Origin of the sequence: Nocardiopsis suaedae, assembly GCF_027706745.1 — a bacterium.
Classification (GTDB): domain Bacteria; phylum Actinomycetota; class Actinomycetes; order Streptosporangiales; family Streptosporangiaceae; genus Nocardiopsis_A; species Nocardiopsis_A suaedae.
Map to the genome: position 1 here is coordinate 12,708 of NZ_JAQFWP010000020.1, position 14,886 is coordinate 27,593.

9 protein-coding genes are annotated in these 14,886 nt (G+C 75.1%); 3 read left to right on the forward strand and 6 right to left on the reverse strand.

The genetic code is table 11. The annotated features are described in order from the left end of the window. The first annotated feature begins 225 nt into the window (after window positions 1–225). The 3 genes from O4U47_RS12625 to O4U47_RS12635 all read left to right on the forward strand — a co-directional run bounded on the left by O4U47_RS12625 (window position 226) and on the right by O4U47_RS12635 (window position 4,576). A complete protein-coding gene (locus tag O4U47_RS12625; RefSeq protein WP_270678017.1) occupies window positions 226–1,011 on the forward strand; it encodes a 3-hydroxybutyrate dehydrogenase in 786 nt (261 codons plus the stop codon). Continuing rightward, the gene (locus tag O4U47_RS12630; protein ID WP_408638962.1) at window positions 996–3,005 is read left to right on the forward strand and encodes a helix-turn-helix domain-containing protein; all 2,010 of its coding nucleotides are present in this window, start codon (window positions 996–998) and stop codon (window positions 3,003–3,005) included. Before O4U47_RS12625 ends, O4U47_RS12630 begins: the two co-directional genes overlap by 16 nt. 347 nt (window positions 3,006–3,352) lie before the next feature. Then, on the forward strand, window positions 3,353–4,576 hold the full coding sequence (locus O4U47_RS12635) for an MFS transporter (protein ID WP_270678018.1): 1,224 nt from the start codon (window positions 3,353–3,355) through the stop codon (window positions 4,574–4,576). On the opposite strand, the gene O4U47_RS12640 is transcribed toward O4U47_RS12635, so the two are convergent. From O4U47_RS12640 to O4U47_RS12665, 6 genes are all read right to left on the reverse strand, one after another. After that, complete coding sequence (locus O4U47_RS12640) at window positions 4,557–5,075, reverse strand: globin (protein WP_408638963.1); 519 nt, start codon at window positions 5,073–5,075, stop codon at window positions 4,557–4,559. The two genes, O4U47_RS12635 and O4U47_RS12640, sit on opposite strands and share 20 nt — an antisense overlap. Before the next feature lie 171 nt (window positions 5,076–5,246). Continuing rightward, window positions 5,247–6,911, reverse strand: coding sequence for an energy-dependent translational throttle protein EttA (ettA, locus tag O4U47_RS12645; RefSeq protein WP_270678020.1), 1,665 nt, complete (start codon window positions 6,909–6,911; stop codon window positions 5,247–5,249). A gap of 41 nt (window positions 6,912–6,952) precedes the next feature. Beyond that, window positions 6,953–8,056, reverse strand: a complete 1,104-nt coding sequence (locus O4U47_RS12650; RefSeq protein ID WP_270678021.1) for a DUF4192 domain-containing protein — start codon at window positions 8,054–8,056, stop codon at window positions 6,953–6,955. 73 nt (window positions 8,057–8,129) lie between these two features. Further along, entirely contained in the window at window positions 8,130–9,473 is a 1,344-nt protein-coding gene (locus O4U47_RS12655) for a GGDEF domain-containing protein (protein WP_408638965.1), read from the reverse strand. Between the two features lie 488 nt (window positions 9,474–9,961). Then, entirely contained in the window at window positions 9,962–12,985 is a 3,024-nt protein-coding gene (locus O4U47_RS12660; RefSeq protein ID WP_270678023.1) for a GTPase, read from the reverse strand. Further along, complete coding sequence (locus O4U47_RS12665) at window positions 12,982–14,820, reverse strand: dynamin family protein (RefSeq protein WP_270678024.1); 1,839 nt, start codon at window positions 14,818–14,820, stop codon at window positions 12,982–12,984. The genes O4U47_RS12660 and O4U47_RS12665 overlap by 4 nt, the downstream gene beginning before the upstream one ends. Window positions 14,821–14,886: the final 66 nt, after the last annotated feature.

Genomic DNA, 14,886 nt, shown 5'->3' on the forward strand with positions numbered 1-14,886 from the left:
CCGTACCCCCTCATGGCTGCGGCGCACATGGGTCGCGTTGCCCGTGTGTTCTGTATCGACATGACCGATTCAGCGGTGCCCGCCTACATTGATCCCCGGGCGACCGCCGAGGCGCCTGACGAGCGCCGAGCGGGGCCGCCGATCACCCGCGCTCCCGCCCCCTGCCCTACGGGCGATCGGAGCGCCGAACCGCCGGTGCGTGCGACGAGACGAGGTGAGGACGCCATGACCACCACCGAGCAGCGCCCCGAGCCCCCGGCCGGGCCGCTCGACCTGGACGGGCGGACGGCCGTGGTGACCGGGGCGGCCTCCGGGATCGGCCGTGCCTGCGCGCTGCGCCTCTCCGCCGCCGGGGCCGATGTGCTCCTGGTCGACCGGGACGCCGACGGGGTCGAGGGGCTCGCCGCCGACGGCGCCGGTCGGCCCCGCATCGTGGACCTGGACGACCCGGAGGCGGCCGCGGCCGTCGGCGAGGGCGCCGACATCGTCGTCAACAACGCCGGGATGCAGACGGTCGCCCCCGTGAAGGACTTCCCTCCCGAGCGCTTCGCCCTGATGATGAGGGTGATGGTCGAATCGCCCTTCCGCATCGTGCGCTCCGCGCTCCCGCACATGTACGCCCGCGGGTGGGGGCGGATCGTGAACATCTCCTCGGTGCACGGACTGCGCGCCTCCCCCTACAAGTCGGCCTATACCACCGCCAAGCACGCCCTGGAGGGCTTCTCCAAGGCGGTGGCGGCCGAAGCGGCCCGGCACGGTGTCACCTCCAACTGCGTCTGCCCGGGGTACGTGCGCACCCCGCTGGTCGAAGGGCAGATCGCCGAGCAGGCGGCCGCGCACGGCATACCGGCCGAGGAGGTCGCCGAGCGCGTCCTGCTGGCGCGCTCTCCGCTGAAGCGGCTGCTGGATCCCGAAGAGGTGGCCGAAGCGGTCGCCTACCTGTGCGGGCCGGGGGCGTCGTTCGTCACCGGCTCCTCGCTCGTGCTCGACGGCGGTTGGAGCGCGACCTGAACCGGCCCGCGGCCCCGCTTCCCGGCCCGGTCGGCGGCGAGGGGCCGCAGACCTGGTTCCTGCGCCTGCTGCTGCGCGACGCCCCGGCCGTGGAGTACGAGCGCCCCCTGATGGACGCGCGGGCGGCCGGGTGGGACGCCGGACGGCTCGCCGAGCTGGAGACCGCCAAGGTGCTGGCGCTGGAGGTGCGGTCGGTGCTGGCCGACCGGCGGCGGCGCGAGTCGGAGCTGGCGGCGCTCTACGAGACCGCCAGCGACCTGGCGGGCATGCGCGACCTCGACCGGGTGCTGCACGCCATCGTCGACCGCGCCCGCAACCTGCTGGGCACCGACACCGCCTACCTGACCCTGCGCGACCAGGAGCGCGACGACGGCGGCACCAGCATGCGGGTCACCTCCGGCTCGGTCTCGGCCCGGTTCCAGCGGCTGCGGCTCAGCCCCGGCGACGGGCTGGGCGGGCTGGTGGCCCAGACGGCTCTGCCCTACGTCACCGCCAACTACCTCAACGACGCCCGGTTCCTGCACACCGACGACATCGACGCCGGTGTGAGCGAAGAGGGCCTGGTCGCGATCCTCGGGGTGCCGCTGCAGCTCAACGGGCGGGTGATCGGGGTGCTGTTCGCGGCCAACCGGCGCGAGCGGCCGTTCTCGCACGAGGAGGTGGCGCTGCTGGGGTCGCTGGCCGCGCACGCCTCCATCGCCATCGACAACGCGGGGCTGCTGGAGGACACCCGGGCGGCGCTGGAGGAGCTGGGCGAGGTCAACCAGCGGCTCACCGAGCACAGCGCCGGGGTGGAGCGGGCCGCCGCCGCCCATGAGCGCTTCACCGACCTGGTGCTGCGCGGCGGCGGCGTGGCGGACGTGGAGGCGGCGGTCAGCGAGGTGCTGGGCGGCCGGGCGCACCTGGTGGGCGAGCCCCCGCCGGTCGCCGGGGCGGGCCGGGCGGCGGCCGACGGCGCCGGGGACGGTGCGGGCGAAGGCGAAGAGGCGGACCGCCGGGCGGTCGAGGAGGCCGTGCGCGCGGCGCGGATCGGCGGGCGGGTGGTTCAGGGCGAGCGGGTGTGCGCGGCCCCCGTGATGGCGGGCGGCGAACCGCTGGGCAGCCTGGTGCTGGAGGGCGTCCGGCTCGACGCGGCCGACCTGCGGATCCTGGAGCGCGCGGCGATGGTGATCGCGCTGCTGCTGGTGGTGCGGCGGTCGGCGAGCGAGGCCGAGCACCGGGTGCGCACGGCGCTGCTGGACGCCCTGCTCGATGGGCCCGGGACGGACGGCGCCGACGGGGCGTGGTCGGACACGCTGCGACACCGCGCGGCCCGGCTGGGGGTGGATCTGGACGCCCCGCACGAGGCGGTGGCGGCCGAGGCGCCGGGGGCGCACGCGGGTCGGCTGGCGTCGGCGGCGCTGCACCTGGCCGAGACCGGCGGCGGACTGGCGGGGGCGCGGGGGCCGGTGACCGTGCTGGTGCTTCCGCACGGGGAGGGCGCGGCCGCGGCGAAGGCGCTGTCGGCGGCGGTGAACGCACAGGTGACCGCAGGTGTGGCGGGGACGCGGCCGGGACCGGCGGGCGTGCGGGAGGCCTTCGCGGAGGCGCGGAGGTGCCTGCGGGCGCTGGCGGCGCTGGGGCGCCGGGGCGAGGTGGCCCGCCCGGAGGAGCTGGGGTTCCTGGGGTTGCTGCTAGGCGGCGGCCGCGACGTGCGCGGGTTCGTGGAGGCGACGCTGGGGCCGGTCCTGGCCTACGACGCGGAGAAGGGGACGGCGCTGACGGAGACGCTGCGGGCGTACTTCGCGCACGGAGGCAGCCCGGCGAAGGCGAAGGACGCGCTGCACGTCCACGTGAACACGGTGACGCAGCGGCTGGAACGGGTGGGGCGCCTGCTCGGCCGCGACTGGCAGGCGCCGCAGCGGGCGCTGGAGATCCAGACGGCGCTGCGCCTGCACACCCTGGTGAACGGCGGCGTAGACCTGGAGGGCGGCCCAGGCCGCGACGGCTGGTGACAGCGCCGCCGGGGCCGACGCGGGTCCGCCGCCATGGGGCCGGGGACCCCGAGACCACCGGGGAAGGCTCCACCTGTGGGACGCATCCCGGCATACCGGGCACACAACACCGGTTCGCACATCGAGCGCGGTGAACGGACCATCCCGGGCGGCGTCACGTGGCAGAACCACCGCCCTCGTCGCCCTCACGGCGCGCACGGGCCCCGGACCCGACCGGCGCGCCCCGGTCCCCCGCGTTTCGCCGCCGCCCACCCGGACCGCCACTCCCCCTGACCGCACACACCGAACGGCCGACAGGGGGGATCCCGGTGGCCGACGGGCGCGGGACCACCTCCTAGGCTGGCCCGGTGCGGGTTCGGAATCGTTGGGTGATCCTCTCCGTCAGCATGGTTGCGCAGATCGCCAGCGTCGCCTCCATGTACGGGGTCCCCTATGTCCTCCCCCAGCTCCGGGACGCCTACGGGCTCTCCACGGCCCAGGCCGGGATGCTCGTCGGCCTCCCCGCCTTCGGGCTGCTGGTCACGCTGCTCGCCTGGGGCGTCGTCATCGACCGGGTCGGCGAGCGCCCCACCATGGCGCTCAGCCTGCTGCTCACCGCCGGTTCGCTCGCCCTCCTGCCCCTGGCGGCCGGCCCCTGGACGGTCGGCGGGGTCCTGTTCCTCGCGGGGGCTTCAGGCGGCCCGGTCAACGCGGCGAGCGGGCGCCTCATCCTGTCCTGGTTCGCCGCCCGGGAGCGCGGCCTGGCCATGGGGATCCGCCAGTCCGCACTCCCCCTCGGCATGGGGATCGCCGCCGTCGTCCTCCCCGGGGCCGCCGAGCGATGGGGGTTCGTCGGCGCGATGCTGCTCCCCGCCGCCCTGGCCGCGCTCGCCGCGCCCACCGTGCTGCTGCTGTCGCCGCCGCCCCGGCGGCGCGCCGAAGGCACGGGCGGCGGCCGGGAAGGGCCGACAGGAGACGAGGCGGAACCGGAACGGACCGGCCGCTCCGCGCGCGGACCGTCCGCCTCCCCCTACCGCGCCTGGACGATCTGGCGGGTCCACGGCGTCAGCATGCTCCTGGGCGTCCCCCAGATCTCCCTCATGGCCTACGCCCTGGTCTACCTGGTGCAGGAGCACGGCTGGTCGGCCCCCGCCGCCGGGGCGGTCGTGGCCGCCGCCCAGGTCCCGGGCGCCGCCGGGCGGCTCCTGCTCGGCCTGTTCTCGGACCGCATCGGCGACCGCATGCGCCCGGTGCGCGTCCTCGCCTCGGTCTCCACCTGCGGCCTGCTGCTCCTGGCCGCCGCGCCCGGGGCGGCGCCGTGGACGGCGGTGCCGCTGCTGCTGGTGTGCCTGGTGCTGTCGATGAGCCACAACGGGCTCACCTTCACCTCGGTCGCCGAGATCGCCGGGACCGCGTGGGCCGGGCGGGCGCTGGCGGTACAGAACTGGCTCCAGGCGGTCAGCACCACCCTCACCCCGGTGATGATGGCCCCGGTGATCGACGGCGCGGGGCTGCCCGCCGTGTTCGCCGCCTGCGCGGTGTTCGCGGCGGCCGCGGTGGCCGCCGTCCCCGTCACTTCAGGGAGATCGTGACCGTCTCACCGCCGTCGTCGTCCCCGTCCTCGCGGGAGGCGGCGGCCTCCGAGCCGGAGGCGACGGTGATCCCGGTGGGGTTCTCGACCTGCGGCCGGTCCTCCTCCTCGGGCACGTTCACCATGCTGTGCGCGGCGTAGACCAGGTACTCCCAGAGCCGGGCGTCCAGCTCCCGGGGCAGCTCCAGGGAGTCCACGGCGGCGCGCATGTGCTCCAGCCAGCGGTCGCGCTCGGCCGCGCCGATGCGGAAGGGGAAGTGCCGCATGCGCAGGCGCGGGTGGCCGCGCTGATCGGAGTAGGTGCGCGGCCCGCCCCAGTACTGCATGAGGAACAGGCGCAGGCGCTCCTCGGCGGGTCCCAGATCCTCCTCCGGGTACATCGCCCGGAGCACCGGGTCACCGGCGACCCCCTCGTAGAAGCGGCGGACGAGGCGGGTGAACGCCTCCTCGCCGCCGACGGCGTCGTAGAACGTCACTTGGTCATCGCGCGCGGAAGTCATAATCGGCTGCCAGCTTATGCGTCCCCGCCGCCGAGGGCGAGTCCGCCGGAGAAGTTCACGGGCGGGGGAATACGGGCGGGACGGCGGCGCACGGGGCCGCCGGAACGCGGAGCGCGGCGGGCACCTCCGCGGACCCCGCCGCGCTCCGATGCCGGACCGTTCGCGTTCCCGTCAGTCGCGGGTGAGCTTGCGGTGGGTGACGGCGTGCGGCCGGGCCGCGTCCGGGCCCAGACGCTCGATCTTGTTCTTCTCGTAGGCCTCGAAGTTGCCCTCGAACCAGAACCAGTCCGAACCGCCCTCCCAGGCCAGGATGTGGGTGGCGACGCGGTCGAGGAACCAGCGGTCGTGGGAGGTGATCACGGCGCAGCCGGGGAAGTCCAGCAGCGCCTTCTCCAGCGACCCCAGGGTCTCCACGTCCAGGTCGTTGGTGGGCTCGTCCAGCAGCAGCAGGTTGCCGCCCTGCTTGAGGGTGAGCGCCAGGTTCACGCGGTTGCGCTCACCGCCGGAGAGCACCCCGGACGGCTTCTGCTGGTCCGACCCCTTGAACCCGAACGCGGCCGTGTAGGCGCGGCTGGGGATCTCCACGTTGCCGACCTGGATGAAGGACTCGCCGTCGGAGATGGCCTCCCAGACGTTCTTCGTGTCGTCGATGCGGGCGCGGTACTGGTCGACGTAGGAGACCTTGACCGTGTCACCGACGGAGATGCTGCCGCCGTCCGGCTCCTCCTCGCCGACGATCATCTTGAACAGCGTGGTCTTGCCCACGCCGTTGGGGCCGATGATGCCGACGATGCCGTTGGGCGGCAGGGAGAAGCTCAGTCCCTCGATGAGGATCCGGTCGTCGAAGCCCTTGATGAGGTTCTTGACCTCGACCACGCTGGTGCCCAGGCGCGGGCCCGGCGGGATCTGGATCTCCTCGAAGTCGAGCTTGCGCGTCTTGGCGGCCTCGGTGGCCATCTCCTCGTAGCGCTGCAGTCGGGCCTTGCTCTTGCTCTGGCGGGCCTTGGCGTTGGAGCGCACCCACTCCAGCTCGTCGGCGATGCGCCTGGCCTGCTTGGCGTCCTTCTGGCCCTCGACCTTGAGGCGGGCGGCCTTGTTGTCGAGGTAGGTGGTGTAGTTGCCCTCGTAGGGGTAGAAGTGCCCCCGGTCCAGCTCCAGGATCCACCCGGCGACGTGGTCGAGGAAGTACCGGTCGTGGGTGATGGCGACGATGGTGCCGGGGTAGTTCGCCAGGTGCTGCTCCAGCCACTGCACGCTCTCGGCGTCCAGGTGGTTGGTGGGCTCGTCGAGCAGGAGCAGGTCGGGCTGCTCCAGCAGGAGCTTGCACAGCGCCACGCGGCGCTTCTCGCCGCCGGAGAGCTGGGAGATGGCGGCGTCCCCCGGTGGGCAGCGCAGGGCGTCCATGGCCTGGGCGAGCTGGCTGTCCAGGTCCCAGGCGTTGCGGTGGTCGAGCTGCTCCTGAAGCCTGCCCATCTCTTCGAGGAGCTCGTCGGAGTAGTCGGTCGCCATCTTCTCGGCGACCTCGTTGAAGCGGCTCATCATCGCCTTGGTCTCGGCGACGCCCTCTTCGACGTTCTCCAGGACCGTCTTGTCGGCGTCGAGCTCGGGTTCCTGGGCCAGCAGGCCCACGGTGTACCCGGGCATCAGGCGCGCCTCCCCGTTGGACGGCTGCTCCAGGCCGGCCATCACCTTCAGCAGGGTGGACTTGCCCGCGCCGTTCGGCCCCACGACCCCGATCTTGGCTCCGGGCAGGAAGGAGCCCGACACGTTGTCCAGGACGACTTTGTCGCCGTGCGCCTTGCGCACGTCTTTCATCGTAAAGATGTACTCCGGCATGCCTCCAGCCTAGGGCGTTCGCGCATGTGCCCGGCACATGATCACGGTGTCGGGCCCTCCGCCTCGGGGGGTTTCGGACACTCCGGCGGCCCATCGGCCGGACGGCCCGCCGGGGAGTTGCGCTCCAGCCACTCCGGGGTCACCGGGCGCCACCGGTCCGGCGAGATCCGGTGGTCCAGGGCCTGGCGGATCAGCGCCGCCATCGAGTAGCGCGGGGCCAGGCGGGCGACCCGCTCCAGGGCCGCCTCCGCGAGCGGGACGTCGCCGCCCAGCCAGGCCGCGAACGCCAGCAGCGAGCCCGGGGCGGCGGCGTAGGCGGGGTCGGCCATGCGGAACACCCTCCGCCACAGGTCGGTGTGGAGGGCGGCGTTCTCGGCGCGGATGTGCACCCACGCCTCGTCCCGGACCCGCACCGACACCAGCAGCAGCGCGAGCCAGGCCACCCGGTCGGCGCCGCCCGGCGCGCGTCCGGCGAGCGCCCCGGCCACGGTGGCCCGGACCTCGCGCAGCCCCTCGGCGCGGAAGGCGACGCCGAAGGCCGCGTGGCCGCCGGTGTCCCGGGTGCTCCACATGCGGGCACAGCGGGCCTCGGCGGCGGTGGTGGCCCGGTCCATCCGGTCGCGCTCGGGCCCGTCCACCGGGGCCACCGCCTCCCGCGCACCCGGCGGCCCGCCGCGCGGCGCCCCGGTCCCGGACGGGACGGCCGGGGGTCCGGCCCGTGGCACCGGGACCCCTTCGGGCGGGCAGCAGTCGGGCGAGGGGCACAGGTAGGACCAGTAACGCCCGTCGGTGACACGGAGCGCGTCGCGCAGTTCGATGCCGTGCAGCCGGGCGGCCTCGCGCAGGGCGTCCATGCGCGGGGTGATCCGGGCGGCGGGACCGTAGCCGACGGCCAGTGCCGCGGCGCATCCTTCGGCCGCGAGCGCTTCGGCGGCGGCGTGGGCGAACCCGTCGGCGGGCTCGTCGGCGGGGGCGGACAGGGCGATGCGGACCCGGCCGGACGCTCCCCGGAGGCCGAGGACCACTACGGAGTCGTCGGGCGGGCCGCCGAGGAGGGCGGGGACGGCGCGGATGACGTCTTCGGGACGGCGCAGCGCGACCACGGGGGCCGCGGCGCCCGGGACCATGCGGTCATCTGAGCTCATGAGCCCACTGTGCGGGCGCCGCCACGCACGGCGGGGGCGGATTCTCCGCCTGTGGACAAGCGGGGTGCGCGGGTCAGGAACCGCGCGCGGTGCGGCGGGCCGGGGCCTGGTCCCCCCGCTTCTGACCGGGGACCAGGCCTTCCCCGGTGACGGGCAGGCGCACCCGGTCGCGGCCCGCGTCCTTGGCCCGGTACAGCGCGAGGTCGGCCAGGGCCATCAGGTCGACCAGGTCGTCCCCGTGCACGTGGAGCAGCGCCACCCCGACCGACACCGTCACGTCGATCGGCACCCCGTCCACGAGCGGCCGCAGCGCGCTCACCCGGCGGCGCAGGCGCTCGGCGACCTTGCACGCGTCGGCCAGGTCGGTCTCGGGCAGCAGGACGACGAACTCCTCTCCCCCGAACCGCCCGATGACGTCGCGGGGGCGGAGCTGCCCGTCCAGGGTCGTCGCCACCGCGTGCAGGATCTCGTCCCCGACCAGGTGGCCGTAGGTGTCGTTGACCCTCTTGAAGTGGTCGATGTCGATGATGAGCACCGCCGCCTGCAGCCGGTCCCGCCGCGCCTGCTCGATGACGGTGCCCGCCTCGCACTCCCAGGTGGCGGCGTTGAGCAGCCCCGTCTTGGGGTCGTTGCGGGCCGCCGCCTGGAGCTGCTGGTAGAGCAGGCTGCGCTGGAGGAGCAGCACCGGCGGCAGGGCGATGGCCAGGAGGAGCACCGACAGGCCGGAGAGGATCGCCACCGTGATGCCGACGCACAGCTCCACGCTGTCGACGGTGACCGCCTCCCGGTCCCACAGCAGGCGGCGCCAGGGGGCGTCGGGGGCGCTGAGCCGGACGGCGACGGTGATGACCGCGGTGTTGAGGACGGTGAACAGGGCGCAGCACACGAACGCCAGCAACGCCCCAGAGGGAGTGAAGAGCACCTCGGGGACGGCCCGCTCGGCCTCTTCGGCGGGGATGCCGGCCACCTTGTGGAAGAGCCACGACGACGCCGCCCCGGCGATCGCGACCGAGGCGGCGTTGAACACCCTGCGGTGCACCATGGTGCGCCGTATGCGGAATTGGAGGAGGAGGTAGACGGGGATGGGGATGAGCAGCGAATAGAGGGGCGGCAGGAGCAGGAGGGTCGGTATCCACCAGGCGCCGAAGAGGTCCCGGGTGAGGCCCGAGGGGGTGCCGAGGCGGCGCATCGCCTCCACGCACAGGGCCGCGCACAGCACCATGGCCGAGAAGAGGAGGGCGTCGCGGATGCGGAAGGGGGCGGCCGCCGCCGCGAAGAGGAGCGCGACGAGCGCCATCAGGAACACGGCGCCCATGAACGCGAGCATCGGCGGCGCTTGGCGGAAGACGGGCCACCCGCGCACCTTCCTCGCCAGGGACCGCGTGCAGGGCGTGACGCACCGCTCGGCCACCGCCACCTCGACCTCCCCCGATCGCACCCGACACCCGCACCGCGGGCGGAAGGCCCCGCCCGTGAATTACAGCCAGTGACACCCTAATCGCCGATTGTGCTGACGCGAGCGGAAACGAATACATTCAGCGCCGGGAGGCCCTGGAAAGCCGAGGGTTTCCGCAGGAGGGGCCCAAACACCATGGCAACGGAGCGTGGCGGCGGATCGCCGGGCACCCCAGGCGCCCGCCAGACGCCAGGACGCGGAAGGAGGGGGAAGCCGGCGACGGAGGACGGCCGACGGCGATCACGGCAGCGCTACCGGCCGTGGGGCGTGTACGTGGTCATTGTGGGGGGGGCGGCGACCACGCGGACGCCCGGCGGCCGACAGCGCCGCCGCGAGGGCCGCTGACGTTCGCCGTCGCCGCCCTCCACCCCGCACCGCACCGGCCCGCCGCCCGGCCAGGGCCCCTGAGCGGGGGACCTGCCGCCCCGGCCCCTGCCGTTGCCCGGCCGCTACTCGGCCTTGGACGCCAGTGCCGCCTCCAGCGACTCCGTGAATCGCCGGTACTCGGCCAGCTCCTGCTCGATCGGGGAGACGACCTCCTCCGTCGCCGCGGCGGCGATGCCCTCCTCGGCTTGGGCCTCCACCACCTCGCGGCGCTTGGACGCCGCGACGCCCACCAGGTTCCTGCAGCCCACACCGGTCAACCAGCCGACCGCCAGCGCCGCCAGCGCGACCGCCGCCGCCAGGCCCAGGAACACCGGCGAATCCAGGACCGCCACACCGGTCATCCCGCCGCCCAGCCAGCTCGCCAGCACGGTCCCCGCCCAGGCCAGTCCGACCCCGGCGACCGCGATCAGCGCGTACTGCAGCGCGCGCACCCCGGACCACCAGCCCGGCCCGTCGTCGCTCTCCGGCAGTGACGCCCCCACCGCCGTGCCCAGCCTGCCCGTCAGGCCCACGACCCCGCCGCGGGCCGCCGAGCGCAGCCGCTTGGGCCACGGCGCGGGCAGGTCCTTGCCCACCGACTCGGCAGCGTCCACCGCCGCCTGCTCGATCTCGGCCTCCTGCGCCTCCACCGGCCGCGTCGACGCCTCGCCCCCGGTCTCCCGCAGGAACTCCATCCGGGCCAGCCGCACCGGGTCGCGGCGCAGCCGCCCCAGCCACCGGGTGACGGGCCATCCGACCCTGCGCGCCCCGCGCAGCTCGTAGGCGGTCTCCACCGAGTCGGCCAGCGCCGCCACGCCGCACGCCTCCATCAGCCGCGCGACCAGGCGCGACCGGTCCGCGTCCGGGACGCCCCGCGGTGTGGGCCCCTCCGGACCGCGGTAGCGCTCGAACCGCCGGGCCACGCCGTCCAGGTCGGCCACCAGCCGGTCGATGAGCGCCCGCCGCTCGACCACCGTCTCGGTCAGCAGCTCCCGCAGCTCGCGGATGCCCTGGCCGGTGACGGTCGAGGTGGTCAGCACCCGCGGGTGCACCCCCGACTCGGTCTCCAGCAGCCGCCGCAGGTCGGTGAGCAGCTCCTCCAGCTCCTCCGGCTCCACCCGGTCGACCTGGTTCAGCACCGCCACGGTCACCGCCCCGTACCCGGACATCTCGGCCAGGTACCGGTGGTGCACGGCCGCGTCGGCGTACTTCTGCGGGTCCAGCACCCACACCAGCAGGTCGGCCGCGCCGATCAGGCGGTCGGCCTCGGCGGTGTGCATCGCCCGCACCGAGTCGTGGTCGGGCAGGTCCATCAGGATGAGCCCGGACAGCTCCGAGTGGTCCCGGTCCAGCTCGCTGGTGCGCGAGTGGCGCTGCCGCGGCGGCACCCCGAGCCAGCCCAGCAGCTCGTCCGCGCCCTCGTTGCCCCACACGCAGGCGTGCGCGGTGGACGTGGTGGGCCGGGTGATGCCCACCCGCGAGAACTCCAGCCCGCACAGGGTGTTGAACAGCGACGACTTGCCGCTGCCGGTGCCCCCGGCCAGCGCCACCACGGTGTGCGCGGCCGACAGCCGCAGCCGCGCACCGGCGTGGTTGAGCAGGTGGCGGGCGCGGGCGGTCTCCTCGTCGCCCAGGTCCTGGCCGCCGACCTCCAGGACCGAGGCGAGTCCGTCGAGGCGCTCGATGAGCTGCTCGCGCGTGGTCTCCGGCATGGGCTGCCAGTACTCGCGCGTCGTGGGCACGTAGTCGTCGCCATCGTCGGTGAACGCCGACACGGGCGCGGGCGCGGCCTCCTCGACGCCCCCCTCCGGGGCCGAATCGCCGTCGGTGTCCGCCGCCGCGGGCGCGGCCGCGGTGTCGGCGGCTCCGTCGTCCTCGGGCGTGCCGTCCGATGCGCCGTCGTCCGACGCGTCGTCCCCGGTCCGCGCGGTGGGGGCGGGTTCGTCCCCCGGCGCCGAGGTGTCCGCGGGAGCCTCAGCGCTCGACGGGACGTCGGCGGACCCGTCGCCGTCCGGCGCCTCACCCGACCCGTCCTCGTCGGCGGCCGTGGCGAGCCTGGGCCGACCCGTCTCGGGGTCGACGGCCGGGAACGACCCGGTGGGCCTGCGACCCGCGATGCGCGTGTCCGCGTCGGCGTCGACCGCCTCGGCCAGGCTCCCCACCCAGCCCGCCAAGCCGTCGGGGTCGTCGACGTCCTCGTCATCGGGGTCGGCGCCGCGCTCGGCGCCGCTCGGGTCGGCGCTGTCGGCACGGCCGGTCCGGTCGGCGCTGTCGGGCGTCTCGGCCCGGTCGGAGGCGCCGTCCGGCGTGTCCGCCTCGTCCGCCGTCTCGTCCACCGCCGACCGCTGGGCCCCTTCGGCCTCGGCCCGCTTGCGGCGCGGCGCCGCATGCCGACCCCGGGACGGGCGGTCCCGCCGGTCGGCGCCGTCCTCATCGCGTTCGTGCTCGGCCGCCTCACCCTCGGGGCGGTCGCTGCCGCCCGAGCGGTCGGAGCGGTCGGCCCGGTCCTCCGCGTCCGGGGACGCGTCCCGGTCCTGCTCGCCCCCGGCCTCCGCGACGCGCCCCGCGGCGGCCCGGTCGGCCTGCGGGGCCCGTGGCGCATGCCGAACGGCCTCGGCACCGTCACCGGCGCCGGAGGCCCCCATGCCGGGCCAGTCGCCCTCCTCGGCCCCGGCCCAGGCGTCGTCCCCGCCGAACCGGTCCGCGGCGCGGCCGAGCGACGGGTAGGGACCCGAGTCACGGTCCTGCTCTCCCCGCCCCCCGGGCCACTCTCCCCCGCCGGGCTCCCCGGCCCCGGCGGCGCCTCCGGGCTCTTCGGCCCCTTCCGGATCCGCCCCCGGGTCGGCGTCCTCGGACCGCTCGTCGACGGCGCGGCGCAGCGACGGGTAGGCGCTCTGCGGCCCGGTGTCCGGCCGCGACGGCGGCCACGCGTCGCCCTCGGGCGGCGCCGAACGGGTCGGGCCCGAGTGCAGCCAGCCGGCGTCGGTCCCGCCGCCCGGTACGACGTACCCGGACCATTCGCCCGTGCCCGGGCCGGAGGGGCGCTCGCGGTCCGCGGGCGCCTGCGGCTCCTCATCCGCCTGGGCGGGGTTCCGGTGAGTGGTCATCGCGCAATCTCAAGGTTGTACGTGGCTTGATAGAGCTGTACGGCGTCGTCCTCGCCGGGCAGCCCGGCCGCCGCGAGCGCGTCGGTGAACCGCCCCTTCTCCGCGCTGAGCAGGCCGCCGATCCGCCCCCGCAGGTCGTCGCGGGCCGCCGCACCTATGCTACGCAGCGATTCCGCTCCGAACAGCCCTTTCAGCAGCCTCTGGGGAGAGGGCCCCGAACCGCGCCGGGCGTCGTCGAGCCGCGGGAAGCCCAGCAGCTCGATGATCAGCACGAGCGTGAACGCCTCCTTGTCGAAGGTGACGAACTTGGCGACGCTGCGCTTGGTCGCCCCGTCGGCGGTGATCATCGAGGCGACGGTGTCCTGCCATTCGGCCACGGCGGTGCGCACCCGCGCCGGGAACCCGTCCGCCCCGTCGCCCGCGTAGGCCTCGGCCAGCCGGGCCCCGCCCGGCACCTGCTCCCAGGACTCCACGACCCGGTCGGCCGCGCGCTGGGCGGCGGCGACCACCAGCGCCTCCAGGCCGCCGCGGACCGCCTCCTGCAGGGCCTCGATGCGCGGCGCGGCGGCCTCGGCCGCCTTGGCCTTGCGCTTGCCGCGCAGCCGGAGCGTGCGCATCAGTTCGCCGCTGGCGGCGATGTCGTGCCAGCGGGCCAGCAGGTTGCCGCGCAGCAGCGACCCGTCCTCCAGGGCCTCGGAGATCTCGTCGGCCGCCTCGCCGTAGGCCGACCGCACCGACGCCTCCAGCCGCTGGGCGACCTCGACCTGCACCTCCACCTGCCGGGCCAGCTCGGGCACCCGCTCCCGGAAGCTGTCGATCACCCCGATGAAGGTGCGCCGCGACACCCGCGCGCGCTGCACCAGGTCGCCGGCCACGTCCGCGAGGTAGAACCGGATAGGGTCGGCGACGTTGGACGTGAAGCGCTCGCCCGCGATCTGGTCGGTCTCGGGGATGGTGAACCGCGACGCCCCGCCCAGGCCGTTGGCCTCCAGCATGGCGCCGAAGTGGTCGAGGAGCTGCTGCCGCCCGCGCTCGGGAACCCGGGAGAGCACGACCGCCATGGACGTGTCGCGGTCCCGGGCCACCTGCAGGAACTCCCACACCCGCGCGTCGGCGTAGCGGCGGCTGGTGGTGACGAACACCCACAGGTCGGCGGCGTCGAGGAACTTGGCGGCGAACTCGTGGTGGGCCGCCACCGCCGAGTCGACGTCGGGGGTGTCCAGCAGCGCCACGCCCTTGGGCATGGACTCGCTGGCGGCCAGCACCAGCATGCCGTCCTTGCCGGGCATGGCCAGCCCCTGCTGGCGCACCCGGGGCAGGGTCGGCAGGAAGGAGGCCTCGCTGAACCAGTCGACGTCGTCGGGGTGGCAGGCCAGCACCGGGCTGTTGGTGGTGGGGCGGCGCACCCCCGTGGTGGTGACCTGCTCCCCCACCAGGCTGTTCACCAGGGTGGACTTGCCCGCCCCGGTGGATCCGGCCACCGCGACCAGCAGCGGGGTGTCCGGGCGCCGCACCCGCGGCAGCACGAAGTCCTCCAGCTGGTGCAGCACGTCGGAGCGGGCCGCCGCGCCCTCGGCCGCGCCGGGCAGGTCCTCGGCGAACTCCAGGCCGCGGATGCGGGTGCGCAGGTTCTCCAGCACCGCCTCGAAGCGGGTGTCTCCCGAGGCCCGCCCACGGTGCTTGGCCCGTCCCGCGAGGCCGCCGTTCCCGTGCCGTCCTTCGGCCGTGCCGGTCGCGGGCGCGCCCGGGGGCGCGGCCGGGGCGGCTCCGGAGTCCGGCCCGGCGTCGCCGTCCCCGGCGCCGGCCACGTCCGGAACTGCAGGCGGCCGAGACATCGCGCTTCCGCCCTTCTCGTCGTCGGTCAAGGTCGGGGGCTCCGGGCCGCCGGGCCCAGATCCCGT

Bases quoted from the DNA above. Each gene is read 5' to 3' on its own strand.
- ettA (WP_270678020.1), bottom strand. From the start codon at position 6,911: ATGCCGGAGTACATCTTTACGATGAAAGACGTGCGCAAGGCGCACGGC.
- O4U47_RS12665 (WP_270678024.1), bottom strand. From the start codon at position 14,820: ATGTCTCGGCCGCCTGCAGTTCCGGACGTGGCCGGCGCCGGGGACGGC.
- O4U47_RS12650 (WP_270678021.1), bottom strand. From the start codon at position 8,056: ATGAGCTCAGATGACCGCATGGTCCCGGGCGCCGCGGCCCCCGTGGTC.
- O4U47_RS12625 (WP_270678017.1), top strand. From the start codon at position 226: ATGACCACCACCGAGCAGCGCCCCGAGCCCCCGGCCGGGCCGCTCGAC.
- O4U47_RS12640 (WP_408638963.1), bottom strand. From the start codon at position 5,075: ATGACTTCCGCGCGCGATGACCAAGTGACGTTCTACGACGCCGTCGGC.
- O4U47_RS12660 (WP_270678023.1), bottom strand. From the start codon at position 12,985: ATGACCACTCACCGGAACCCCGCCCAGGCGGATGAGGAGCCGCAGGCG.